The 21,674-nt window shown below is 62.9% G+C and carries 25 protein-coding genes; 22 read left to right on the top strand and 3 right to left on the bottom strand.

The window, feature by feature from the left end; genetic code table 11:
- Positions 1–92 precede the first annotated feature (92 nt).
- From XarjCFBP7645_RS00150 to radC, 7 genes are all read left to right on the top strand, one after another.
- Positions 93–1,301 carry a tyrosine-type recombinase/integrase gene (locus XarjCFBP7645_RS00150; protein ID WP_012249076.1) on the top strand — a complete coding sequence of 403 codons (1,209 nt, stop codon included), beginning with the start codon at positions 93–95 and terminating at the stop codon, positions 1,299–1,301.
- 38 nt (positions 1,302–1,339) lie between these two features.
- A complete protein-coding gene (locus XarjCFBP7645_RS00155; protein ID WP_012249077.1) occupies positions 1,340–1,699 on the top strand; it encodes a type II toxin-antitoxin system RelE/ParE family toxin in 360 nt (119 codons plus the stop codon).
- A 3-nt stretch (positions 1,700–1,702) separates the two neighbouring features.
- Entirely contained in the window at positions 1,703–2,023 is a 321-nt protein-coding gene (locus XarjCFBP7645_RS00160; protein ID WP_012249078.1) for a helix-turn-helix domain-containing protein, read from the top strand.
- Positions 2,024–2,057: 34 nt separating this feature from the next.
- Positions 2,058–3,038, top strand: a complete 981-nt coding sequence (locus XarjCFBP7645_RS00165; protein ID WP_012249079.1) for an ABC-three component system protein — start codon at positions 2,058–2,060, stop codon at positions 3,036–3,038.
- Entirely contained in the window at positions 3,007–3,255 is a 249-nt protein-coding gene (locus XarjCFBP7645_RS00170; protein ID WP_012249080.1) for an ABC-three component system middle component 8, read from the top strand. Before XarjCFBP7645_RS00165 ends, XarjCFBP7645_RS00170 begins: the two co-directional genes overlap by 32 nt.
- Positions 3,242–5,038, top strand: a complete 1,797-nt coding sequence (locus tag XarjCFBP7645_RS00175; RefSeq protein WP_047127739.1) for a DUF2326 domain-containing protein — start codon at positions 3,242–3,244, stop codon at positions 5,036–5,038. The genes XarjCFBP7645_RS00170 and XarjCFBP7645_RS00175 overlap by 14 nt, the downstream gene beginning before the upstream one ends.
- A 334-nt stretch (positions 5,039–5,372) precedes the next feature.
- Positions 5,373–5,879 (top strand): RadC family protein, encoded by a 507-nt coding sequence (radC, locus tag XarjCFBP7645_RS00180; RefSeq protein WP_104535825.1) that lies wholly within the window; start codon positions 5,373–5,375, stop codon positions 5,877–5,879.
- 235 nt (positions 5,880–6,114) lie between these two features.
- Here radC and ltrA read toward each other — a convergent pair whose 3' ends face one another.
- The gene (ltrA, locus tag XarjCFBP7645_RS00185; RefSeq protein ID WP_104536685.1) at positions 6,115–7,614 is read right to left on the bottom strand and encodes a group II intron reverse transcriptase/maturase; all 1,500 of its coding nucleotides are present in this window, start codon (positions 7,612–7,614) and stop codon (positions 6,115–6,117) included.
- A 745-nt stretch (positions 7,615–8,359) separates the two neighbouring features.
- Between ltrA and XarjCFBP7645_RS00195 the strand changes: the two genes are divergently transcribed.
- Positions 8,360–8,710: a DUF2958 domain-containing protein gene (locus XarjCFBP7645_RS00195; RefSeq protein WP_012249083.1), complete on the top strand. Its 351-nt coding sequence runs from the start codon at positions 8,360–8,362 to the stop codon at positions 8,708–8,710.
- 61 nt (positions 8,711–8,771) lie between these two features.
- Here XarjCFBP7645_RS00195 and XarjCFBP7645_RS00200 read toward each other — a convergent pair whose 3' ends face one another.
- Positions 8,772–9,698 carry a hypothetical protein gene (locus XarjCFBP7645_RS00200; RefSeq protein WP_047127310.1) on the bottom strand — a complete coding sequence of 309 codons (927 nt, stop codon included), beginning with the start codon at positions 9,696–9,698 and terminating at the stop codon, positions 8,772–8,774.
- 709 nt (positions 9,699–10,407) lie between these two features.
- Here XarjCFBP7645_RS00200 and XarjCFBP7645_RS00205 point away from each other — a divergent pair.
- The 6 genes from XarjCFBP7645_RS00205 to XarjCFBP7645_RS00225 all read left to right on the top strand — a co-directional run bounded on the left by XarjCFBP7645_RS00205 (position 10,408) and on the right by XarjCFBP7645_RS00225 (position 15,760).
- Positions 10,408–11,235 carry a DUF932 domain-containing protein gene (locus tag XarjCFBP7645_RS00205; RefSeq protein WP_047127311.1) on the top strand — a complete coding sequence of 276 codons (828 nt, stop codon included), beginning with the start codon at positions 10,408–10,410 and terminating at the stop codon, positions 11,233–11,235.
- 65 nt (positions 11,236–11,300) lie between these two features.
- A complete protein-coding gene (locus XarjCFBP7645_RS00210) occupies positions 11,301–13,370 on the top strand; it encodes a ParB/RepB/Spo0J family partition protein (protein WP_047127312.1) in 2,070 nt (689 codons plus the stop codon).
- 62 nt (positions 13,371–13,432) lie between these two features.
- Entirely contained in the window at positions 13,433–13,642 is a 210-nt protein-coding gene (locus XarjCFBP7645_RS00215; RefSeq protein ID WP_047127313.1) for a hypothetical protein, read from the top strand.
- A gap of 42 nt (positions 13,643–13,684) precedes the next feature.
- Positions 13,685–13,852 carry a hypothetical protein gene (locus XarjCFBP7645_RS21570; protein ID WP_155407453.1) on the top strand — a complete coding sequence of 56 codons (168 nt, stop codon included), beginning with the start codon at positions 13,685–13,687 and terminating at the stop codon, positions 13,850–13,852.
- A gap of 29 nt (positions 13,853–13,881) precedes the next feature.
- Positions 13,882–14,700, top strand: coding sequence for a hypothetical protein (locus XarjCFBP7645_RS00220; protein ID WP_047127314.1), 819 nt, complete (start codon positions 13,882–13,884; stop codon positions 14,698–14,700).
- A gap of 745 nt (positions 14,701–15,445) precedes the next feature.
- A complete protein-coding gene (locus tag XarjCFBP7645_RS00225; protein WP_104535827.1) occupies positions 15,446–15,760 on the top strand; it encodes a DUF736 domain-containing protein in 315 nt (104 codons plus the stop codon).
- A 365-nt stretch (positions 15,761–16,125) separates the two neighbouring features.
- Here the strand turns inward: XarjCFBP7645_RS00225 and XarjCFBP7645_RS00230 are convergent, their stop codons facing one another.
- On the bottom strand, positions 16,126–16,419 hold the full coding sequence (locus XarjCFBP7645_RS00230; RefSeq protein ID WP_011516230.1) for a helix-turn-helix domain-containing protein: 294 nt from the start codon (positions 16,417–16,419) through the stop codon (positions 16,126–16,128).
- Positions 16,420–16,634: 215 nt separating this feature from the next.
- Between XarjCFBP7645_RS00230 and XarjCFBP7645_RS00235 the strand changes: the two genes are divergently transcribed.
- The 8 genes from XarjCFBP7645_RS00235 to XarjCFBP7645_RS00275 all read left to right on the top strand — a co-directional run bounded on the left by XarjCFBP7645_RS00235 (position 16,635) and on the right by XarjCFBP7645_RS00275 (position 21,673).
- Positions 16,635–16,982 (top strand): DUF2958 domain-containing protein, encoded by a 348-nt coding sequence (locus XarjCFBP7645_RS00235; protein ID WP_047127315.1) that lies wholly within the window; start codon positions 16,635–16,637, stop codon positions 16,980–16,982.
- A gap of 342 nt (positions 16,983–17,324) precedes the next feature.
- Positions 17,325–18,116: a DUF2285 domain-containing protein gene (locus XarjCFBP7645_RS00240; protein ID WP_104535828.1), complete on the top strand. Its 792-nt coding sequence runs from the start codon at positions 17,325–17,327 to the stop codon at positions 18,114–18,116.
- Between the two features lie 83 nt (positions 18,117–18,199).
- A complete protein-coding gene (locus XarjCFBP7645_RS00245) occupies positions 18,200–18,481 on the top strand; it encodes a helix-turn-helix transcriptional regulator (protein WP_047127741.1) in 282 nt (93 codons plus the stop codon).
- A gap of 14 nt (positions 18,482–18,495) precedes the next feature.
- The gene (locus XarjCFBP7645_RS00250) at positions 18,496–19,365 is read left to right on the top strand and encodes a replication initiator protein A (protein ID WP_425511727.1); all 870 of its coding nucleotides are present in this window, start codon (positions 18,496–18,498) and stop codon (positions 19,363–19,365) included.
- A gap of 253 nt (positions 19,366–19,618) precedes the next feature.
- Positions 19,619–20,257: a ParA family partition ATPase gene (gene parA, locus XarjCFBP7645_RS00260; protein WP_047127743.1), complete on the top strand. Its 639-nt coding sequence runs from the start codon at positions 19,619–19,621 to the stop codon at positions 20,255–20,257.
- Positions 20,254–20,538 (top strand): hypothetical protein, encoded by a 285-nt coding sequence (locus XarjCFBP7645_RS00265; protein WP_047127317.1) that lies wholly within the window; start codon positions 20,254–20,256, stop codon positions 20,536–20,538. The genes parA and XarjCFBP7645_RS00265 overlap by 4 nt, the downstream gene beginning before the upstream one ends.
- Complete coding sequence (locus XarjCFBP7645_RS00270; RefSeq protein WP_047127318.1) at positions 20,535–21,080, top strand: DUF2840 domain-containing protein; 546 nt, start codon at positions 20,535–20,537, stop codon at positions 21,078–21,080. The genes XarjCFBP7645_RS00265 and XarjCFBP7645_RS00270 overlap by 4 nt, the downstream gene beginning before the upstream one ends.
- The gene (locus tag XarjCFBP7645_RS00275) at positions 21,077–21,673 is read left to right on the top strand and encodes a S26 family signal peptidase (RefSeq protein ID WP_047127319.1); all 597 of its coding nucleotides are present in this window, start codon (positions 21,077–21,079) and stop codon (positions 21,671–21,673) included. The genes XarjCFBP7645_RS00270 and XarjCFBP7645_RS00275 overlap by 4 nt, the downstream gene beginning before the upstream one ends.
- Position 21,674 lies beyond the last annotated feature (1 nt).

Raw genomic sequence — 21,674 nt, forward strand, 5'->3', positions numbered from 1 at the left:
ATCATATGCCGGTGCTTTCTGAAACCTGACCCTGCTTCCACTCTCATGGCTCCCATGTGGCTCTTGGAAACGGGTCTTTCCGAGGAGTCATCATGGCCAAGATCAAACTCACCAAGACCGCTGTGGAGTCGGCGCAGCCCCAGGCGCAGGCGGTCGAACTGCGGGATACCGTGGTGCCTGGCTTCCTGTGCAAGATCACCCCGGCGGGTCGCCGGGTGTTCATGCTCCAGTACCGCACGAATGCCGGGGAGCGCCGCAAACCCGCCTTGGGCCTGTTTGGGGAGCTGACCGTCGAGCAAGCCCGCGTTATGGCCCAGGACTGGCTGGCCGAGGTTCGCCGGGGTGGCGATCCCGGCGGTGCCAAGACCGAGGCGCGCAAGGCCCCCACCATCGCGGAGTTGTGCAAGAAGTTCATGGAGGACTACTCCAAGAAGCGCAACAAGCCCAGCACGCAGGAAGGCTATCAGGGCGTCATCGACCGCTGCATCATCCCATTGCTGGGCCGCAAGAAGGTGCTTGATGTGAAGCGCCCCGACATTGCCGGGCTGATGGAAAAGCTCTCGTACAAGCCGACCGAGGCAAATAAGGCATTCGGCGTACTGCGCAAGATGTTCAATCTGGCCGAGGTGTGGGGCTACCGCCCGGACGGCACCAACCCGTGCCGCCATGTCCCGATGTTTCCGCCGGGCAAGGAAACCCGGCTCATCGTGGACGGCGAACTGGCGCTGATCTACCGCCACCTGGACAAGCTGGAGGCCGAAGGATTGGAGAACTACGTCATCCCGCTGGCGATCCGGCTGCAATTTGAGTTTGCCGCGCGTCGCTCCGAAGTCTGCCCGCTCGAATGGACTTGGCTGGACTTCGAGAACCGCCGCGTGGTTTGGCCCGACAGCAAGACCGGCGGCATGTCCAAGCCCATGAGTGCGGAAGCCTATCGGCTGCTTTCGACAGCTCCGCGTCGGGAAGGCTGCCCCTATGTCCTGCCTTCGCCCCACAACCCCGACAAGCACCTGACTTTTGGCGAGCACTATGGCGGCTGGTGCCGGGTGCTCAAGGCCGCCGGCGTGCCACACGTCGGCACGCACGGCATCCGCCACCGCTCGACGACCGACATTGCCAATTCGGGCGTACCCACCAAAGTAGGCATGAAGCTAACGGGCCACAAGACCGTGGCGATGTTCATGCACTACGTCCACACCGAGGACAAGCCGGTGCGCGATGCGGCCGAACTGGTGGCCAGCCGACGCCAAGCCATCACTGGCGCGAGGCGAACTGATCCGGTGGAAACAGCAGCTACTTAAGCCAACTTCTTGCGATTCATACCCGAACGGATATAATCATGGTTCAGAAACGCAAGCTGCTGTACTGGGAAGGCTCCTCGAAGAAGGACTTCAAGGAGTTTCCCGTCGATGTACAGAAGGACATGGGTGTGGCGTTGTTCATCGTTCAGTTGGGCAGCACACCACATTCGGCCAAGCCCTGGAGGGGGTTGGGCTCCGGTGTGTACGAATTGGTGGAAGACCATCGGAGCGATACTTTCCGGGCGGTCTATACAGTGAAGATGGGCGATGCGGTACATGTACTACATGCGTTCCAGAAGAAGTCCAAGTCCGGCATCGCCACGCCGCAGCCGGACGTGGAACTGATCGAGAAGCGGTTGAAGGCCGTGCTGGCCCGTCACAAGACGAGCGGGAGATAAACGATGAAGCGTAGTGACCATTCGCAAGGCACTGACAACGTGCTGCGAGATTTGGGCTTTGACGATGCTGAAGAGCTTTCGGCAAAGGCAGCGCTCGCGCTCAAGCTCAATGAATTGATTGACCATCGCGGCCTGAGCCAGACGGAGGCTGCGGCGATCACGGGCATGACTCAACCGAAAGTGTCCCAAGTCCGCCGCTACAAGCTCCAGAACATTTCACTGGAACGGCTGATGCAGGCACTGGTGTCACTGGACCAGCGTGTGGAGATTGTGGTGCAGCCTGCGCGGCGTACTCATTCGGCGTGCATTACGGTTGCTGCATGAGTCGATGGGGCCTGCATAGAGGGGGATGGGGAGAATGAAGTTTGCTTATGAAGATTTGAGCGACGATCAGTTCGAGGTGCTGATCGTGCTCTTGTGCCAACGCTTGCTCGGTATCGCCGTTCAGGGATTCGCAAAAGGGCCGGATGGCGGGCGTGACGCAAAATTCGTCGGCACGGCCGAGCTGCATCCTAGCAAGACAGCCCCGTGGGTAGGCACAGTCATCGTTCAGGCCAAGCATACCAACGGGTACAACCGCAGTTTTTCGGAACTGGACTTCTACAGCACGTCTAGCAGCAATACGGTGGTCGGCAAAGAAGTACCACGCATCAAGAAGCTGCGCGAGGCCAAGCAACTCGACCACTACATGCTGTTTGCGAATCGCCGCCTGACCGGCAATTCCGAGACGGAAATCCGTGACCACATCGCCGCCGAATGCGGCGTCCCTGCTTCGTCTATCTATCTTTGCGGCCTGGAACAACTGGAACTTTGGCTGAAACGCTTTCCAGAGGTGGCCCAGGAGGCGAATTTGGATGCGGTGGACTCGCCGTTGATTGTTAGTCCAGATGATCTTGCAGAGGTTGTCCAGGCGCTAGCACGGCAGAAGGATGGTTTGACGGCGTTACTCGACGACCCACCCACCGTACGTGTGACGTATGAGGAAAAGAACACGCTGAACAATATGACGGCAGCGTACGCAAAGGAGCAGAGGCGAAAATACCTGAAGGAAACGGCGCAAATTCGCACGTTTCTTGCTGCGCCAGAGAATATCGAATTGCTGCGCATGTACGAATCTGTGGTCGATGAGTTTCAGCTCAAGATTCTTGCGAAGCGCAAGGACTACCAGACCTTCGACGAGGTCATGGAGTATCTGGTAGATCTGCTGTTCAATCGTGACCCGGTTCTTCGGCAGCACGCGCACAAGCGACTGACGCGAGCCATTCTTTTCTACATGTATTGGAATTGTGACATTGGGGAGGTGGATGATGCTGCGGCCAACCAAACACTCACATCCTGATCGCACAGTTATTAATGTTTCTCTGCTGCTCCTGTCACGACTGAAAGATCGTCGTGTCGATGAATACGATGTGCTGCGCAAATTTGCGAAGAAGCACGTCGTGGGTGGCGATGTACTTTTCCTGCCCGCGCTCAACTTTCTCTATTTGATGGGCTTAGTTGAATATCGCCCCAAGACTGACGCAGTGGAATATGTGGGGCCAAATGAAGCTATCTAAACTCTATTCAAACAAGCCGGATGTGTTCGAGCCCGTGGACTTTGCTCCTGGGCTGAACGTCGTCATGGCTGAAATTCGTCTGCCGGAGAATCGAAACAAGGACACCCATAATCTTGGGAAGACCACGCTGGGGCGTCTTTTGGATTTTTGCTTCCTGGCAGGCAAAGACCCTAAGTTCTTCCTCTTCAAGCATTTTGACTTGTTCAAGGATTTCGTTTTTTTCCTTGAAATTGAACTGGAAGACGGCTCTTTCATCACGATCCGACGCAGCGTAGAAGACGCAACCAAGATTGCCTTCAAGCAGCATGAAGCAGGCCACCAGGACTTGTCGGCTTTGGCGCTCGCGGAATGGGGACATCGGGACGTTCCTTTTGAACGCGCACGCGAACTGCTTGACGGCCTGCTCGACTGGCGTGCTCTCAAGCCGTGGTCGTACCGGAAAGCGCTTGGTTACCTGCTGCGTTCGCAAGAGGATTTTCGTGAAGTTTTCCAACTTCGCAAGTTCGCCTCTAAACACGCCGACTGGAAGCCATTCCTTGCACATCTTCTGGGCTTCGATGCCAAGCTGATCGCTGACCACTATGCGAAAGAGCACGAACTCGCCAAAAAGCAGGAGACAGCGCAAACCATCAAAAATGAACTAGGAGGCTCGGTCGAGGACATCAGCAAAATTGAAGGCATTCTTCTGCTCAAGCAAAAAGACGCAGAGAAGAAGCAAGTGCTGTTGGATGCTTTCGATTTTCGCGCCCAAGACAAAGATCGCACCAAAAAGGTGGTTGATGAAGTCGATGAGCGAATTGCCGCGCTGAATTCGGAACGTTATTCCTTGAGTCAAAACAGGAAGAAGGTGCAAGCATCGTTGCAGGAAGATCAAATCCTTTTCAGTCCCGATGAGGCGCAGAGGTTGTTTGGCGAAGCCGGCGTGTTGTTCCAGGGGCAGATCAAGAAAGATTTCCAGCAGTTGATTGCTTTCAATCGGGCCATCACGGATGAGCGCCGTGGCTATCTCCAAGAGGAGTTCGCGGAAATCGAAGGTGAGCTGAAGCGGGTGAATGCAGAATTGAATGCGCTAGGAAAAAAGCGCTCGGAAATGCTCTCCTTCCTGAGCGGAACGGATGTTTTCACCAAGTACAAACAGCTCTCGGATGAGATGGTGACGTTGCGCGCGGACATCACATCGTTGGAGCACCAGAAAGGCCACTTGCATCGCCTCCAGGAGTTGCGCGCTGAGATTCGATCCTTGACGGAAGAGCGCGACCATTTGCAAGCGCGGATCGAAGCCGACGTGGATAAGCAGAACTCGGATCAGGCAAGCCCGTTCTCCACGATCCGCGTTTTCTTCAGCGAAATTGTTGAGGAAGTCATTGATCGCAAGGCACTGTTGAGCGTGGCGATCAACCAGGTAGGTCACCTGGACTTCAAAGCGGAAATTCTTGATGGATCGGGCAACGCCACCAGTGCTGACCTGGGGCACACATACCGCAAGCTGCTGTGTGTCGCTTTCGATATGGCCGTGCTGCGAGCACACCTGAGCGAGAAGTTCCCACGCTTTGTGTATCACGACGGAGTGTTGGAGTCGCTGGATGACCGCAAGAAAGAGAATTTGCTGACGGTTGTACGTCGCTATGCAGATTTGGGATTGCAGCCGGTCATCACGCTGATCGACTCAGATTTGCCTGTACGTGCAGAAGATGATGCCCCTGTTTTTACAGCAGGCGAAATCGTCGTCACGCTGCACGATGAGGGCGATCGCGGCCGAATTTTCAAGATGAGAGGGTGGTAATTCAATCATCCATGCGTCCCGGCGTGCTGCCGTCGGGCTCGCGGGCTGCGCCCCGCGCTTCGTGCCGAATCGCGGCCATCCGGCTTTGATCCCTGACGCCTCCGGCCCTCTCGGGCCTGCGCGCTGCGCTTGCCCAAAGCCGAGTGTGTGCAGTGGGCGGGATGTGGGCGGTCTTGCTGTTCCCTTCACCGTATCACGGCGTTCTCGCCGTCAAGGGCGGCGCGCGCTGGTGCGCGCTTGCGTCCTGGCGGCCGTCTGCGACCCCTGACTGCTTGCGCTGCGCCGTGTTTCCCACGGTTCCGGGCAATTCCGCCCGAGTAACCGGAGCACGATCATGTCGCAACTTTCCCTCTCTCTCGATACTCCGCTGATGGTGCGCGATGGCCGTGGCCGCTATCGGCCGGCGGACGCCGACCAGATTCTGGAAGCTGCGCGTCAGGTCATCGAACAGAAGATGCAGCGCGGCGAGACGTTCACGTCGCCGGAGGCGGTGAAGGACTACCTGCGCGCCAAGCTGGCCGGCTACGAGCACGAAGTCTTTGCGATGCTGTTCCTCGACACGCGCCATCGGCTGATCGACTACGTGGAGATGTTCCACGGCACGATCGACTCGGCCGAGGTGCATCCGCGCGAAGTAGTGAAACAGGCGCTGCGGCTCAATGCGGCGGCGGTCATCATTTCGCACAATCACCCCAGCGGGAACCCCGAGCCGAGCGCGGCTGACAAAGCTCTGACCGCGCAGCTTCGGCAGGCGCTAGCGCTGGTGGAGGTTCGCACGCTGGATCACATCATCGTCGCGGGCAGCAGCACCACGTCATTCGCCGAATGCGGCCTGCTTTGACCCTCGGGGGCTTCGGCCCCCTTTTTTTGCTGCGCCCGGTGGCGCAGCTCCGGCCCTTGCGGGCCTGCGCGTGCTGCGCACTTGCCGAAAACCGGGGTGCGTGGAGGTGCGAGGGAGGCGGTCTTGCTGTTCCCTTCATCGTGCCACGGCGTCGGGTAGCAGCGGCGCATTGCTGCGCCGCCGCCCCCTAAGAACCGGACGTGCGAGTCGCCCCGCATCCGGCTCAAGCCATTCCTCAGCACCATAGGCTGGCACCGAACAGTTTGACGGAACGCTTCGTGGCTCGACGGCGGTCCAGGTTTTGGGTCCATGCCGGATCGAACGGATTGGCGGAGGCAGGGACTTTGATGTGCCGAGTGATCGCCACCGTCATCGCGCGGAAGAGTCGAAGGCCGACAGTTTTGCCGTCGGCAGAGCCCTTCGTGGCGAAGTCCCCGTTCCGGTTCCCGATCGTTCGGAAGTACCGCTTCTTGATCCACCGTGCTCCTTTGGCGGGATGCCTGCGCTTTGCCCACCTCCAGAGCATGTGCCAGATGAAGTCATCGACTCGGTTAAAGGTTGTTTTCGCCGCAGAGTGGCGATGGTAGACAGCCCAGCCACGGATTACCGGGTTGAGCAGCCTTATCAACGCAGCCTGCGTGGCGGTCGCATTGCCTTTGATGATTTCCCTGACTTTGTCCAGCAACGACTTGATGCTCTTCTTCGCTGGTTTGGTCAGGCACTGGCGACCGTACTTGCGCACGGTCTGGCCCAGGAAATCGAATCCTTCCGCAATGTGCGTGATCCGGGTTTTTTCCTCCGACAGTTCCAGCCCGCGTGCCGCCATGAAGCGGCGGACAGCAGGCAGGACGACGGATTCGAGCACGTCCTTCGACGCACCTGTCACCACGAAGTCATCGGCATAGCGGATGACGTTGAGCTTGGCCCTGCGGTGTGCTCGCTCCGATCCTCCGGTGCTCGCAAGAACCGCTGCTTCCAGACCATCCAACGCCATGTTCGCGAGTACGGGCGAGATGACCCCACCCTGGGGTGTACCAGCACGGCTCTCGAACAAGGTTCCCTCATCGACGTAGCCAGCCTCCAGCCATCGGCGCAGGATCGTCTTGTCCATCGGTATGTGCTCCAGGAGCCAGGCATGGCTGAAGTTGTCGAAACAACCTCGAATGTCGCCTTCCAGCCCCCACTCTGCCGACGTACGATGCGACAGGCAGTTGAAACACTGTTCGATGGCGTCGGCGGTCGAACGCTCCGGCCGGAAGCCGTAGGAATTCGGGTCTGCCAAGGTCTCCGCGATAGGTTCCAGGGCGAGCTTCCACAAAGCCTGCATCGCCCGGCACCGCATGCAGGGGATTCCCAGCGGACGCCTCTTTCCATTGCTCTTGGGAATGTAGACCCGCCTCAGCGGCATCGTGCGATAGTCGTGATGCCGCAGCGACAGCATTCCCTTCCATCTGGACGCCGAGGTCAGCCAGACTTTCCCGTCTACCCCCGGCGTTCTCTTGCCTCTGTTTTCCGTCACTCGCTTCACGGCCAACATCTTGCCGCTGTGCGAGCGGGTCAGCAGGCGTTGCAAGGCTTTCGCCTTGCCCCACCTGCCTTCCCGTACTGCTTTGGCGATACGCATCTGGAGCCGCTTCACCTCCGCTTCGATCTGGGGCCAGTCTGCCTGTTCCCACATCCGAGCATCGGGCGAGGACGCACCAACGCCCGATGCTTGCGCATCGTTCGTCGTCATCTGCTTTTCCTCGTACAACGGTTAATCATCTTCTCTCGCCATGAATGACCTTGCGGAAGTCTGCCCGCTTTCGCGTCGGGCGATGTCGCAGCCCGTATCCCGGCCATTACAGCCAGGCATTCGCTTTCTCCGCATTCCTTTACCCACCACGCCAACAGCGTCCCTTGCGGTTCGCCTGCCGTTGCCGGCAGCGTGATGGGCTTACCCTGTTCCGCATGAATTTCTGGATGGTGCGGACCCGTCCTGTGCGCCGGCAGCATTCGTGTCCATGATGATCCAGAGAACGAAGACCATGCCTTGCCGCGTACCTTTTGGTTCGAGCCTGTCAGCACATTTGGCTCGATAGACGTTACGACGCGTTCGCGGACGTTCACATGTGTTGGTCGTACCCATCCATCCCTCGCGCCTCTCCGCCTTCGTGCTGGCAGATTCCGCTTCGCCTCGCGGCTCGGCGTACCGGATAACCCGGCGGCTACGTTGTCCCCGAAGCTTCACACCGAACCGTTGCCAGCTCCGCATGTCCGGGTAGGGAACGGCTGATGGAACAGCCGGTTTCATCAGGTCATATCTACCTCCGTGAAACAGAAATTCAAGCGACTTGCAGGTCGCACGTTCTCGCCGTCAAGGGCTGCGCGTGCTTGCACGCTTGCGTCCTGGCGGCCGTCGTTGACCCCTGACTGCTTGCGCTGCGCCGTGCCCCGGAAGGGTCGGGCAATTCCGCCCGGCATCCTTTCAGGAGTTCACCATGAACAACGCACTCATCACTGACGAGCAGCGCATCGTGCTACTGGCCAACGGCCGCGAATCCTTGGAGAACCCGGACTTCGATCCGGCCCCCGTGGTCAAGCTGTTCACGCCGGACGCCGGCGCGACCTGGCTGCTGACCGAGATTGATCCCGATGACCACGACCACGCCTTTGGCCTTTGCGACCTGGGCCTGGGGATGCCGGAAATCGGCTGGGTCAGTTTGGGCGAGCTGGCAACGGTGCGTGGCGGGCTGGGCCTGCCGATCGAGCGTGACCTGTCGTTCCGCGCCGAGAAGCGCTTGAGCGCTTATGCGCGCGATGCGCGGCTGGCCGGGCGGATCGTTGTCTAACCCGGCCCTGGGCGAATGGCCCAGCAGCGCATCCCATATCGGGATGCGCTTTACTACATCGTCAGCGAGGCCAGTCGTCGCTGCGAACACCTTCAAAGAAGCCAGGGCCGACTTCGATACGCAGTGAGGAGTGGCGGCGCAAGATCTTCTGCGCTATCTCGGGCGATGCGTAGTCCGTGAAGTCGAGGAGGTAGCCATAGACCATTTCACCGCTACTGCCGTCCAGCTCCATTGCTTCTACATCGGCGAGATTGCCAACCTCATGCAGTTCGAGGCCCAGCAGTTCGGCATAGGCTTGCGATACGCTGCGCGGCGGTGGCTCGCCATCGTAGTCGTCATCTCCCCAGTTCGTATCGAGTTCCGCTTTGGTGACTTGGCAGTCCACTGACCCAAAGCACTGGCTACCCAATCGATCCACTGTCAGGAAGCCTTCCACGTTCACTTTGTGGCCCGCGTAGGGGCGCTCAGTGTCGATTCCCAGGCCAACATGGCCATCCAGGTTGATTTCCAGCGAGCCGCCAACGGGTACGTTTTCAGACTCGACCTCGAAATCGAAATAGACCTCATCAATGCCATCGTAATTGGCGTTGACCATCTCGCTGTTCACGTCATCGTCTTCGATGACCACCTGATCCACATGCTCACGCAAGTAGTTGTCGAAGTCCGCATGAGAGGCGTGAATGTGTGTACGAGGCGCCCGCTCTTTGAAGGCTGCGTCGATCAACTCGTGCAGTTGGCTTGGCGTGGGGGCCGCGCCAAGTTCGCTGGCGCGCTGATCGAGCTGGTCGTAGTCGACTACAACGTGGTGGACGTTGCCCAAATCCTGGGGTTCGAGCGCGGCTACCTGCGCAGCCTGGTAGGCGGCAAGGCTCTTGTAGCCAAGTGCAGCAACGATGAGTTGCTGCGCGTGGCCAAGCTGCACAGGTGCGGCCACGGAAGCGCTGTTCTTGCGAACAGAATGGGCAAGGTCGGAAATGCCGATGGGCATACGATTCTCCTGATTTCAGCGCAGACCAATCGAGCGATTACTTGGCCTACGCCCAGGCGATATCGCATGGTGGTGGCAAGAAATACGGGGGAAAGCAGAACGCAGTCTTGATTGAGCCGCTCGAAGCTCAGGCGGACAGGGCCTTACCCACATTGTCCGCGAAAAATCGACCAAAGACAAATTCCGCGATGCCCAAACTGCTGGGCGTCCCCGGCCACCTGGGAGATGGCCGGTCGCGCTGTCGTGCGCGTAGCGCATCGAGCCGCCTGCGGCGTCTCGCCCCTTCCGGGCTTCCATCGTTCCCTCGCTCCGCTCGGCTGACGCCTCCGGCCCGGCTTCCCGCTTCGGGCCTGCGCGCTTCGCTTGCCGTGCGGTCGGCGTGTGGGGAGGCCGTTGCCATGTCCAGCCGTCTTCCCTGACTTCATCACCTTGTCCGCGACTGTAGCCCGCGGCCTGGTGCCGTCAAGGCGCGCAGGGCCGTGTCCTCGGCTGCGCCTGCGGGCCGCACCCACCCTGCGCTGGTTTCCTTGACGGCTCCCGTCCACGCGCTCCCTTTCGTCGCGGGCGATGAACTCAGGAAAGACGGTGGCAACAGGGCCAACCGGGTTCCTCGTGCCGACCGCACCGAACAGCCGAAAGGCTGGGCTCCGAATCTAGGAATCCGGTGTGTGGTGTGAACAGCAAACCTCTTTTTGTCAGGAGAAAGACCATGCAACTCGCATCCCGTTTCGCTTCCCGTTCCCCCTCGCTGCGCAGCGATTACCCGCTGTCCGATGACCAGATTCGCAGGGTGGCCCCGTCCATCTTCGCCGATGCACCGCATGAGAGCCGTTCCGAACGGTACAGCTACATCCCGACCGCTGCCGTCCTGACTGAGCTTCGCAAAGAAGGCTTCCAGCCTTTCATGGTGACGCAAACCCGCGTGCGCGATGAAGGCAAGCGCGAGCACGCCAAACACATGATTCGCCTGCGCCACGCCAGCCAGATCAACGGCGCGGAAGCCAACGAAATCGTGCTGCTGAACTCGCACGACGGCACGAGCAGCTATCAGATGCTGGCCGGGATGTTCCGTTTCGTGTGCAGCAATGGCCTTGTGTGCGGCGACACCGTGGCAGACGTGCGCGTACCTCATAAGGGCGACGTGGCTGGTTCCGTCATCGAAGGCGCTTTCGAGGTGTTGAGCGGCTTCGAGCGCGTGAAGGAATCCCGCGACCTGATGCGCGGCATCACGCTGGACGAGGGCGAGGCCGAAGTGTTCGCCCGCGCTGCGTTATCCCTCAAGTACGACGACCCGGACAAGCCCGCGCCCATCACTGAATCGCAAATCCTGATGCCGCGCCGGTTCGATGACCGCCGCCCCGACCTGTGGAGCGTATTCAACCGCACGCAGGAGAACCTGACCAAAGGCGGATTGCATGGCCGCAGCGCCAACGGACGCCGCCAGCAGACCCGCCCTGTGCAGGGCATTGATTCCGATGTGCGCCTCAATCGCGCCCTCTGGATGCTGGCCGATGGCCTGCGCCAGTTGAAAGCCTGAACCGTTCCCCCGCCGGAGGGGCGGTTCCCCTCCATTCCCTTGTTTCACTCGATTGGAGATTCACCATGAACGCCACTACGCAAACCGAAGCCCGCGCCGTCAATACCGCCGCAGCTATCCCGCTGGAAGCCGCCGACCCGACCAAGAATCTGATTCTGGTTCCGCTGTCGCGGCTGGTGCTGCGCCCCACGGGCCGCAACGTGCGCAAGACCCCGCGCATGTCCATCCCCGAACTGGCCGCGAGCATCCAGCGCGTGGGCCTGCTGCAAAACCTGATCGTGATCGCATCCGCCGATGGCGAGCATTACGAGGTGGTCGCCGGTGGCCGTCGCCTCGCCGCGTTGAAGCTGCTGGCGAAGAAGCACCGCATCAGCAAGGAATGGGAGGTGCCCTGCCTGCTGGTGGCCGATGGCACGGCCCGCACCGCCAGTCTGACCGAGAACGTGCAGCGCGAAGCCATGCACCCCGCAGACCAGTTTGAAGCCTTCGCGGCACTGGTGGCCGAAGGCCGACCCATTGAGGACATTGCGGCGGACTTCTCCGTCACGCCGCTGGTGGTGCAGCGCCGCTTGAAGCTCGCCAACGTGTCGCCGCGCTTGATGGCCGACTATCGCGCCGATGCCGTGAGCCTTGACCAGTTGATGGCACTGTCCATCACCGACGATCACGCCGCGCAGGAAAGCGCGTTCTACGATGCGCCGCAGTGGCAGCGCCAACCGTCCGCGCTGCGCGAGCGTCTGACCGAGCGCGAGATTGACGCCTACCGCCATCCGCTGGTGCGATTCGTCGGGCTGGACACTTACGAAGCCGCAGGCGGTGGCGTGCGCCGTGACCTGTTCGCGGAAGGTGACGCGGGCGTGTATCTGACCGATGCCGCGCTGTTGGACAGGCTGGCGCAAGACCGGCTGGCGGGCATCGCCGCCACCGTCCGCGCCGAGGGCTGGGCGTGGGTGGATGCCACGCCGGGCGTGACCCATGCCGACCTGCACGCCTTCCAGCGTGCGCCGAGAGAACGGCGCGAGCCAAACAAGCGGGAAGCGCAACGCATCGAGAAGCTGCAAGCCCGGATGCACCAACTGGCCGAAGCCGTGGACGCCGCGATGGACGCCGATGACGAGGACAAGGCCGACGCCCTGCAGGAGGAAGGCGAAACCGTGGGCGAGCAGTTGCAGGCGTTGGAAGATGGCTTGCAGGACTACGGCCAGACCGTGAAGGCCGCAGCCGGGGCCATCGTCACCATCGACCGCAACGGCGAAGCCGTCATTCATCGCGGCCTGATGCGCGAGGCCGAGGCCAAGGCGCTGCGCACGCTGGAAAAGCTGCGCCAAGGTTTCGGCAGCGTGGAAGACGAAACCGAGAGCGACGACGAGGGCGAGAGCGAAGAAGCGCCCAAGGCCACGATCTCTGACCGGCTGGCCCAGCGCCTGAGTGCCCACCGCACCGCCGCGCTGCAAATCGAAGTCGCCCGGCATCCGCAAGCTGCGCTGGCCGCTGTGGTGCATGGCATGGTGCAGACCATCTTGCAGGAACGCCGCTACGGCCACGATCTGCCGCTGGGCGTGAGCCTCAAAGTGCAAGACCGGCTGGAAGGCATGGCCCCGGACTGGCCCGAGTCGCCCGCTGCCGTAGCGCTGCGCGAATTGCAGCAGGCATGGCGCGGCAAGCTGCCCGAGGACAGCACCGCACTGTTCGCCGCGCTGCTGGCGATGGAGCAAGCCGAACTGGTCAAGCTGCTGGCCGTGTGCGTGGCTACGACCGTGGACGTGGTGACGCCGCGCACCACGCCACACCAGCCCGGCGCGGAACTGGCGCAGGCCGTGGGCCTCGACATGGCCGCATGGTGGAAGCCGACCGCAGAAAGCTACTTCAAGCACGTTTCCAAGGCCGTGATTCTGGATGCCGTGGGCGAGTTCGCCCCGGCCCACGTCACCCGACTGGCGAAGTTGAAGAAGGCCGACATTGCCAGCGAAGCCGAGCGGCTGGCCGATGGTACGGGCTGGATGCCCGCCATCTTCAAGGCCGAAGGCCCGCAGCAGGCAGTGAAGGAAAGCGCGCAGCAGGCAGGCCCGGAGCAGGACGCCCCGGACGATGCCGAGGCAATGGCGGATGAACCCGCCGAGGCGCTGGCCGCTTGAGCCACGCCGAAGGCAAGCGCCCCGGCCTCGACCGGGGCGCTTCGCTGGAAGGAGAAGTCCCCATGACCCGCACCACCACCAGCCGCCCGTGCATGGCGGCGATCTACGCGCCCGGCACGGTGCGCGCCCGCCGCTGGCACGGCGATGGCGACGTGCGCGGCTACCGCCCGCCCTCGGGCTGGTCGGCCCGCGCCGATCTCACCGACATTCATCCCATCACGGGCCGCGCCTTGCCGCGTGCCATGTGGTGGATCATCGAGACGAAGGAATAGCCACGTTCAGCACCGCGCCCAGGCCGTTCCGTCCTGGGCGCGGTGAACTTCAAAAATCCGGGCGCGGCGGTGGCCGCGCCCGGTGTCGAAGGCGAACAGCCGGAACACCACGCCGCCGCCTTCGCTTGTGCTCAGGCGGCGGCGTTGAAGGCATCGCAATACCGCGAGATGCCTTCTTTCATTGCCCCCATAAATGACAAGAGCAATTAAAGTGAAGTGATATTGGGGGGCAATATCTAATGAACAAAGAACATCGTCCGCATGGCAAGGCTCCTACCGCATGGGAAGCCGACATTCTCAAAATCCGGGCCTTTGAGATGGTGCTGATCCTTTTCTACATGGAAGATTTGCGGCGCTTCATCATGGGCTCCATCGAGGCGACCGACAAACTGCATGGGCTGAATCGGCTGAGTGATGGCAAACCCAAGACCAGGGAAGGCAAGAAGCTGGAGCTGGCCCGCGCCGTGCTGGTTTCCGAAGGGGTCATTGACCAGGCGGAGAGCGATGAACTCAAGGAATTGGTGGACTACCGCAACATCATTGGGCACACGATCCATGACCTGACCGTGGATGTGGGAGCCTATTCTGATCTGACCAGACAGCGAGACCCCAAGACCTTCAAACCGATGCCTTTGTATGACTACACGGCAGCCAAACGGGCCAAGGCGCTGCGGCAGAAGGTGAGCAAAGGCATGATGAAGAAGTTCATGATGATGGCGTCGCTCGACTTCCTGACCTTTGAAGCGGCGGAGAAGACCTACGTTGCGGAGATCGAGCGGCTGAAGAAGCGGGTCAACCGAGGCATCGTGAAGGCCAACAAGGTGATTGCGGAAACGAATCGCATCATGAAGGCCATCCCGGAGTCGGTCATGGAATCGGCCCAGCCCGGCCACCCGAGGAACGTCAAGGAAAACGGAACCTTGAGCAAGCGCGGCGTGGAGTGCGTTTTCCAGCTCTTTGAAGCCCAAGCAACCCCGTTGGCTGCGGCTTACCTGATGAGGATTTCGCAGCGCTCGGCCACGCATTGGTTTGCCAAGTGGAAGGCCAGCAAGGCGTAGCGCTTTCCGTCTGCGCTGTTCGGTTGGATACCTCGGGCGTGTCGGCGCGATGCGCCGCCGGGCTTTCGGGCTGCGCCCCATGCTTCGTGCCGAATCACGGCCATTCGGCTTCAATCCCTCACGCCTTCGCGCCTGCGGCGCTGCGCGCTTCGCTTGCCTCCGGGGGAAAACCCTGCGGGCTATCCCCGCCGCGCGATGCTTGGCGCCCCTCGGGCACTGCCGAACCGGCTGCGCCGGATCGGCCCGGCCAGCGCCCCACCGCATGGGCAGGGCTGGGGCGGTACGCCGGGGCTTGCTGCGGCAGGTTGTACGAATGCGTGCCGTCCTCAACGCTGGCGGTTCTCGCCCATCACGTCACGAAGGACGGTTCACAGACATCCCGCCCGGCATCGCTATGGAGCTTCCATGTCACGCCTCAAGGCTGGCGCCCCTAAATGCGGCAGGGGCGTTCTCGCCTGTCGTTGGGGTATTGACCTGGCCCGCGTCAGGGCGCAAGCCGGTGCAGCCTGTGTGCGGGGATGCCGAGCCGGCCCTGTCTCCTTTCGGTGCGGTTCGGCCCAAGGCGTCCTTGTCTCGTTGTGAATCCTGGCGGTGGCGCGGCTGCGCCTCGGGCTTCATGGCTGCAACCGTCCGGCTCTCCACTGCGTTGCGACCGCAAGCGGTGCAGCCAGCCCGTCCCCCGCCGGCCGGATCACAACAAGGACGCGATGGGCGCGAACCTTGTTCCACCAAAAGGAGATCCATCATGGCCAACATCGGCACCTTCACCGCAGACAAAGACGGCTTCACCGGCACGCTTCGCACCCTGACGCTCAACGTCAAGGTCAAGCTGGTGCCCAACGACAAGGGAGACAACGAGAAGGCCCCGGACTTCCGCCTGCAGGCCGCCAGTCACGACATAGGCGCGGCGTGGAAGAAGACCAGCGAGGCCGGGCGCGAGTACATCTCCGTGACCCTCGACGATCCTTCGTTCCCGGCCACGGTCTACGCCCGCCTGATCGAAGGCGAGGACGGCACGCACGACCTGATCTGGTCGCGCAGCAAGCCCCAGACGGCCTGACGGCCTGACGGCCGCCAGCGCCCCGCCCACGCGGCGGGGCGCAGTGCTGCTTTTGCGGCGCTGCGTGGAGGCAGCACCATCGCCTGGTCTGCGCCGTGTCGAGTTGCTTGAGTATGCGTTGAGTCTGCGGTTGCAAGAACAGTCGGGCGTGCGGTGCCTTGCACCGCCGGGCTTTTCGGGCTGCGCCCCGTGCCGACTTCACCGTCACGGCCATCCGGCTCCAATCCCTCACGCCTACGCGCCTGCGGCGCTGCGCGCTTCGCTTGCCCTCCGGGGATCGGCGCAAGGCCCATCCCCGCCGCGTTGCACTTGACGCCCCTTGAACGCCGCCGAACCGGCTTTCGCCGGATCGGCCGGGCCGTCGCCTACGGCTGGGCCGCTGCTGCGAGCTGGCTTTCAGCCTCGCTCATCAGCACGGCCGTGCTGCATTCGAGCGCGCCGGCGATCTTGAAGATGATCGCCAGCGTGGGCATGTGCTCGCCGCGTTCGATCTTGCCCATGTGGGAGCGCTCGATACCGGCCTGGTGCGCCAGCGATTCCTGCGCGATGCCGCGCTCCATCCGCAGCGCACGCACCGCCGCGCCGAAGGCGTGAGCCAGCTCGGCGTCGTGGGTGGTGGAGCCGGCCGGTCGGCCGCGCTGGACGGTTCGCTTCTGCATAGACAGAAGCGTCAATTCGCAGCACAATTAAAACCACGTTATCTTTAACTCAATCACTCGATTCGATCCTTTTTCGTGCTTCTACGTTTTTACGGAAATCCGCCTCTGAGGCTTTCTGCAAAAGCGCACAGTCTCATCCGTGCATTTCTTCCAATCCGCCGATACGGCTTTACGCTTTCACGTTTGGGTGGATTTGTTCCAAGAAGGGGCCGCCCATGAACCGACTCATCACCGAGGACGAGCGCAGGCAGTTGCTGGCCCACGGCCAGGCTCGCGCCCGTGGCGAGGCCATCGACCCGCTGCCCGTGGCGCGGCTATTCACTCCGGACGCGCATCTCATCTGGCTGCTGGCCGCGCTCGATCCTGTCGATGGCGATACGGCCTGGGGACTGATCGACCTGGGGCTGGGGATGCCCGAACTGGGCTCCGTGAAGCTGTCCGATCTGGCATCCATCGTCGGGCCGCGCCAGCAGCCCGTGATGCGGGATCGGTATTTCCAGGCAGCGCGCCCGCTGTCGGAATATCTGCGGCTGGCCCAGGAGAACGGTTCCATCCTCGATTGAACCGTTCGCGCTCCAGCCAGACCGGGCGCATTGAGACTATTTCAGTCTTATTCCTGACCTGTCCGGTCTGAATCCGCACTCTTGCATCAAACCATTGCTGGTGTGACTCAATCAGTCAGGCTCTTTTGTGCGGAGTCGGGCACGGTGTTTTATGCCGCATGACGTTTTCAGGTCGAGCGGCCGTCGCATTCGGACGGGATTCGCAATACACCGGAGCCAATCTGGCTTGATACCGCATGTTACAGCTTGAATTGACACAGAGGACGGTTTTGACCTGGATGCGGTAGCTCCGTTTTGATCTGCCCGTGGCGGCGTTCCTGCGGTTCGACAGGAGCTTTCGTCATGGTCAACCCTCATCACGTTGCCCACTGGTATCCCACCGCCGCCTATCTGTACATCCTGGGATTGGACATGCTGGCGCTGGCCTGGGAGTATCTGCGCAGGCATCCCGATTACCGGCTCGACTGGATGCGCCACCGTCGCCGGTCACAGGCCGCACAACATGCGGCGCTGCGCTGGGGCTTGCGCCTGCTGGAAGACCCTGCCCTGGATGCGCGCGACGCGCACCCGGCCTGGCTGCCCGGCAATGCCGCCGTGGTGCAGCTCCATCCCGATCCCGATCCGCCGCCGGATGCGGCCGTGTTCGCGTTCTGGCGCATCCCTGGCCACAAGCAACTGCTGCACGACGGCAAGGGACTGGCGCTGATCGTGCGCAGTCCCGGCCATTATTCGCGCTTCGCGCTCGCTCCGGGTCTGGAGGACGGCATGGCGGTCGTCCATGCTCATCGCGGAAGTGGTGACGGCGGCGCTGCCGCGCCTGCCCGCTGCCATGCGCTCGTGCCGGACGCCGCGCTGGCCCATGCCATGCCCAGGCCACCTCCTGCCGCACTGTTGGAGCTGCACACCTTGCAGGCGCTCGACGCGACCCTGGCGGGTGCGTCCTTGCGCGAAGTGGGCGAAGGGCTGTTCGGTGCCGACGCCGTGGCCGACTGGTACAGCGACGGCGGCCTGCGCTCCAAGGTACGCCGCCTTGTGCGGCGCGGCGATGCGCTAATGCGCGGCGGCTATCGCCGCCTAGCACAATTGCCGCCGCTTGAGAAGGGTCGTTTTGATAAGGACGCAAAACGACCCTGAGCAAGAGGGCTTCGTTTTCTGAGACTGCCTCCATCCGGTTGCGCTGTGTGGCCGGAGCTTTGAAAGCTATGGAGGTTCTCACCATGCGTCCCGCTCCCTTGCGGCCTGCCGCCGCTCCTGCCACTACCACTGCGCAACCGCAGCGTTACCTCACCAACGACGAAGCCGCTGACTATCTGCGCCTGTCGCCGCGCACGCTGGAAAAGCAGCGCGTGCTGGGTGGCGGCCCCAAGTTCCGCAAGTTCGGCCGGCGCGTCATGTACGCCGTGGCCGACCTCGATGCCTGGGCCGCCGAGCGCAGCTTCGAGAGCACATCCGATCCCGAATACGCCGAGCAGCATTCGGCGGACAGCCGTGCGCGCTGATCGCTTGCACGCGGATGGCCTTCGCCATGTCCAGCCCTGCGCTGCCATCCCGGCAGCGGCCGTTGCAGGAGCGCGAACAGCTCGACCTGTTCCGCGCCTTGCCGGGCGACATGGCGCCGCGCGACAACCAGGACTTGATGGCCTATCCGTTCTTCTCGCTCGGCAAGTCCAAGCGGGTCAAGCCCATCGACTTCCGAGCGGGCAACGTGACGATCCGCGTGGAAGGCACGCAGGAGCATGGCATCGCCACGATTTGGGATGCGGACGTGCTGATATGGGCGGCCTCGCAGATCGTGGAAGCGAAGGACGCGGGCCTGCGGCCGTCGCGGCTGATGCACGCCACGCCTTACGAGATCCTGCGCTTCATCGGGCGCGGCAAGTCGCTGCGCGACTACCAGCGCCTCAAGGCTGCGCTCGACCGGCTGCAATCGACCACGGTGGCCACGTCCATCCGCGAGACGACCGGGCGGCGCCTGCACCGTTTCTCGTGGATCAACGAATGGAAGGAGCTGGCCGATGCCAGCGGTACGCCGCTGGGCATCGAGCTGATTCTGCCGGACTGGTTCTACGCGGGCGTGCTCGACGCGGCCCTGGTGCTGACCATCGACCCGGCATATTTCCGGCTGACTGGCGGCATCGAGCGGTGGCTGTACCGGCTGGTGCGCAAGCACGGCGGCAAGCAGGCATACGGCTGGCAGTTCGACTTTCGCTACCTGCACCAGAAATCGGGCAGCACCGCCAAGCCCTACGACTTCGCTTGCGACCTGCGCGCGCTGGTCGCGCGGCAGTCGCTGCCCGGCTACGTCCTGGGCATCGAGCGGATGCCGGACAACGGCATGGAGCTGCTGACCTTCCGGCCCGTGCCACAGACGGCACGGGGATAACTTCGGAAAAGCCTGTGGATGGTGTCGTGCTATCAGGCGTGCGGGGTATCGTGCTATCAGGCGTGAGACTATCGTGCTATCAGGCGTGCCGATCGGCCGCAAACCCGCGCCAGCACTGGGTTTGCGCGTCCTCTAACTTCCCTAACTTAATTTCTCTAACTTTTAGTAGAGAAACGCCGCTGCGGTGGACAACCACCACGCGGCCACCAACGCAGCAGCAACAGCCTGGCTTTCCAGCATGGAGGGCCAGGCCATGATCGTCGCTCTGCTCAACCAGAAAGGCGGCGTGGGCAAGACCACGCTCGCCACGCACATCGCCGGCGAACTGGCGATGCGGGGGCAATCGGTCATCCTGCTGGACGCCGACCCGCAGGGTTCATCGCTGGACTGGACGCAGCGCAGAAGCCAGCAAGGCTTGCCACGGCTGTTTAGCGCCGTGGGCCTCGCACGCGAAACGCTGCATCAGGAGGCGCCAGAACTCGCCAGGCGGGCCGATCACATCGTCATCGACGGGCCGCCGCGCATCGCGGCGCTGGCGCGCTCCGCGCTGCTGGCGGCCGAGCGCGTGCTGATCCCCGTGCAGCCCAGCCCTTACGACCTGTGGGCCAGCGCCGAGATGGTGGCGCTGATCCGCGAGGCGCAGGTGTTTCGGCCTGTGCTGCGCGCGGCCTTTGTCATCAACCGGCGCGTGGGCACCACGGTGATCGGGCGCGAAGCGCGCCAGGCGCTCGCCGACCAGCCGCTTCCTGCGCTGCGCGCGGAAGTGCATCAGCGCATCGTGTTCGCCGATAGCGTGGCCGCTGGCCGGCTTGCACGCGAGACGGCACCCGACAGCGCCGCCGCGCGTGAGATCACTGCGCTGGTCGATGAACTGCTGCGGTGGCCGTCATGACAGCGAAGTCGCCACCGGACAGCAAACGCGCGGCAAAGCGCGTCGGCATCGGCGCGCGCCCACCCGCGAATCCGCACGCAGAAGCGTGGATTCGCCAGGGCGACGCCGATGCGCTGGGCAAGGGCGACCTCTACACGGCCCGCCTGACCCTCGACGTCACGCCCGCGATGCGCTCGCGCATCAAGGTATCGGCCTTCACGCAAGGCGTGACCGTCGCCGACCTGCTGCGCGGCTTGCTGGAGCGCGAGTTTCCAGAACACCGCAGGGAGAACACCCCATGACCGCATCCGCTTCGCCTGCCTCCACACCTGTTGCCGTCGCGGCCACGGCCGCGCTCGCAGCGCCTTCCGGCCAACTTGCCAGCGCGCCGCTGACGCGCGTGGCGCTGGCCTACATCGAACCGCGCTTCAAGCTCTACCTGCGCTTCGGCGAACCTGCGCGCATGCACCAGCTCGACCGCTGGCGGCGCTGCGCGGTATTCCTGCCGGGCGCCATGTTCTGCCGCATCCGCTGGCAGGCCAACGACTACGGCACGATCCGCTGGCAGCTCATGGTGATGCAGGCTTGCACGCCGCTGGACGTGGTGCAGCGCATTCCCGGCGTGCAGCCGGGCGCGCGCCTGCTGCTGCACGCGGAGGGCGAGAACCAGGTGCGCGCCGTGTTGGAGCGCATCGACGCCATCGAGGCGCTGGGCATCGCGCCCGTCGCCGTCTCGCCCGCGTACTGGCGCACGCTCGCCAACCGGCTCGCTGCGCGCCTGCCGCTGCCCGAATACACCGCCGAGCGGCTCGCCGCTTGGCTCATCGGGAGGGGGTTGCCATGACCGCCGTTTCGACTGCCGGCACCGCGCCGCGTCCTCGCTCGCCCCGCGCACGTTTGCGCGCTCGCCTCGTGCTGGCGGGCCTGTCCGCCTGCGGCCTCGCTGCGCTGGCCTGGGCGTCCTTCGTGCAACCGATGCCGCGCCTGATCTACAACCCATCCGACAGCGTGGCGGTCGGCTGGTATCACGTGGAGCCGCTCCACCAGCACACCGGCTCGCTGCTCCGGCCTTTGTCCGTTGGCAGCATCGTCCTGACCACGTTGCCGGCGGACACCGCCGCGCTGGCTGCGCAGCGCCGCTACCTGCCTGCGCGCGTGCCGTTGCTCAAGCGCGTGGGCGCGGTCGCGCCGCAATCGGTGTGCGTGTTCGATGCGCTGGTCTGGATCGACGGCGTGCCGGTGGCCGCCGTCCTACCCACCGACCGGCTGGGCCGTCCGCTGCCCTCATGGAGGCAGTGCCGCCAGCTTCGGCCTGGCGAACTGTTCCTCTTGAGCGTGACCAACCCGGCGTCGTTCGATAGCCGGTATTTCGGGCCGGTCAGCGCATCCGCCGTGATCGGCGTTGCGCGCCCGGTCTGGCTGGAGTCGCGCCCATGAT

Origin of the sequence: Xanthomonas arboricola (assembly GCF_002940665.1) — a bacterium.
GTDB classification, from domain to species: Bacteria; Pseudomonadota; Gammaproteobacteria; order Xanthomonadales; family Xanthomonadaceae; genus Xanthomonas; species Xanthomonas arboricola_B.

Bases quoted from the DNA above. Each gene is read 5' to 3' on its own strand.
- XarjCFBP7645_RS00205 (WP_047127311.1), top strand. From the start codon at position 10,408: ATGCAACTCGCATCCCGTTTCGCTTCCCGTTCCCCCTCGCTGCGCAGC.
- XarjCFBP7645_RS00175 (WP_047127739.1), top strand. From the start codon at position 3,242: ATGAAGCTATCTAAACTCTATTCAAACAAGCCGGATGTGTTCGAGCCC.
- XarjCFBP7645_RS00150 (WP_012249076.1), top strand. From the start codon at position 93: ATGGCCAAGATCAAACTCACCAAGACCGCTGTGGAGTCGGCGCAGCCC.
- XarjCFBP7645_RS00170 (WP_012249080.1), top strand. From the start codon at position 3,007: ATGCTGCGGCCAACCAAACACTCACATCCTGATCGCACAGTTATTAAT.
- XarjCFBP7645_RS00210 (WP_047127312.1), top strand. From the start codon at position 11,301: ATGAACGCCACTACGCAAACCGAAGCCCGCGCCGTCAATACCGCCGCA.
- XarjCFBP7645_RS00250 (WP_425511727.1), top strand. From the start codon at position 18,496: ATGGCCTTCGCCATGTCCAGCCCTGCGCTGCCATCCCGGCAGCGGCCG.
- radC (WP_104535825.1), top strand. From the start codon at position 5,373: ATGTCGCAACTTTCCCTCTCTCTCGATACTCCGCTGATGGTGCGCGAT.
- XarjCFBP7645_RS00240 (WP_104535828.1), top strand. From the start codon at position 17,325: ATGGTCAACCCTCATCACGTTGCCCACTGGTATCCCACCGCCGCCTAT.
- XarjCFBP7645_RS00215 (WP_047127313.1), top strand. From the start codon at position 13,433: ATGACCCGCACCACCACCAGCCGCCCGTGCATGGCGGCGATCTACGCG.
- XarjCFBP7645_RS00265 (WP_047127317.1), top strand. From the start codon at position 20,254: ATGACAGCGAAGTCGCCACCGGACAGCAAACGCGCGGCAAAGCGCGTC.
- XarjCFBP7645_RS00160 (WP_012249078.1), top strand. From the start codon at position 1,703: ATGAAGCGTAGTGACCATTCGCAAGGCACTGACAACGTGCTGCGAGAT.
- XarjCFBP7645_RS00225 (WP_104535827.1), top strand. From the start codon at position 15,446: ATGGCCAACATCGGCACCTTCACCGCAGACAAAGACGGCTTCACCGGC.
- XarjCFBP7645_RS00155 (WP_012249077.1), top strand. From the start codon at position 1,340: ATGGTTCAGAAACGCAAGCTGCTGTACTGGGAAGGCTCCTCGAAGAAG.
- parA (WP_047127743.1), top strand. From the start codon at position 19,619: ATGATCGTCGCTCTGCTCAACCAGAAAGGCGGCGTGGGCAAGACCACG.
- XarjCFBP7645_RS00245 (WP_047127741.1), top strand. From the start codon at position 18,200: ATGCGTCCCGCTCCCTTGCGGCCTGCCGCCGCTCCTGCCACTACCACT.
- ltrA (WP_104536685.1), bottom strand. From the start codon at position 7,614: ATGACGACGAACGATGCGCAAGCATCGGGCGTTGGTGCGTCCTCGCCC.
- XarjCFBP7645_RS00270 (WP_047127318.1), top strand. From the start codon at position 20,535: ATGACCGCATCCGCTTCGCCTGCCTCCACACCTGTTGCCGTCGCGGCC.
- XarjCFBP7645_RS00230 (WP_011516230.1), bottom strand. From the start codon at position 16,419: ATGCAGAAGCGAACCGTCCAGCGCGGCCGACCGGCCGGCTCCACCACC.
- XarjCFBP7645_RS00200 (WP_047127310.1), bottom strand. From the start codon at position 9,698: ATGCCCATCGGCATTTCCGACCTTGCCCATTCTGTTCGCAAGAACAGC.
- XarjCFBP7645_RS00165 (WP_012249079.1), top strand. From the start codon at position 2,058: ATGAAGTTTGCTTATGAAGATTTGAGCGACGATCAGTTCGAGGTGCTG.
- XarjCFBP7645_RS00235 (WP_047127315.1), top strand. From the start codon at position 16,635: ATGAACCGACTCATCACCGAGGACGAGCGCAGGCAGTTGCTGGCCCAC.
- XarjCFBP7645_RS00275 (WP_047127319.1), top strand. From the start codon at position 21,077: ATGACCGCCGTTTCGACTGCCGGCACCGCGCCGCGTCCTCGCTCGCCC.
- XarjCFBP7645_RS00220 (WP_047127314.1), top strand. From the start codon at position 13,882: ATGAACAAAGAACATCGTCCGCATGGCAAGGCTCCTACCGCATGGGAA.
- XarjCFBP7645_RS00195 (WP_012249083.1), top strand. From the start codon at position 8,360: ATGAACAACGCACTCATCACTGACGAGCAGCGCATCGTGCTACTGGCC.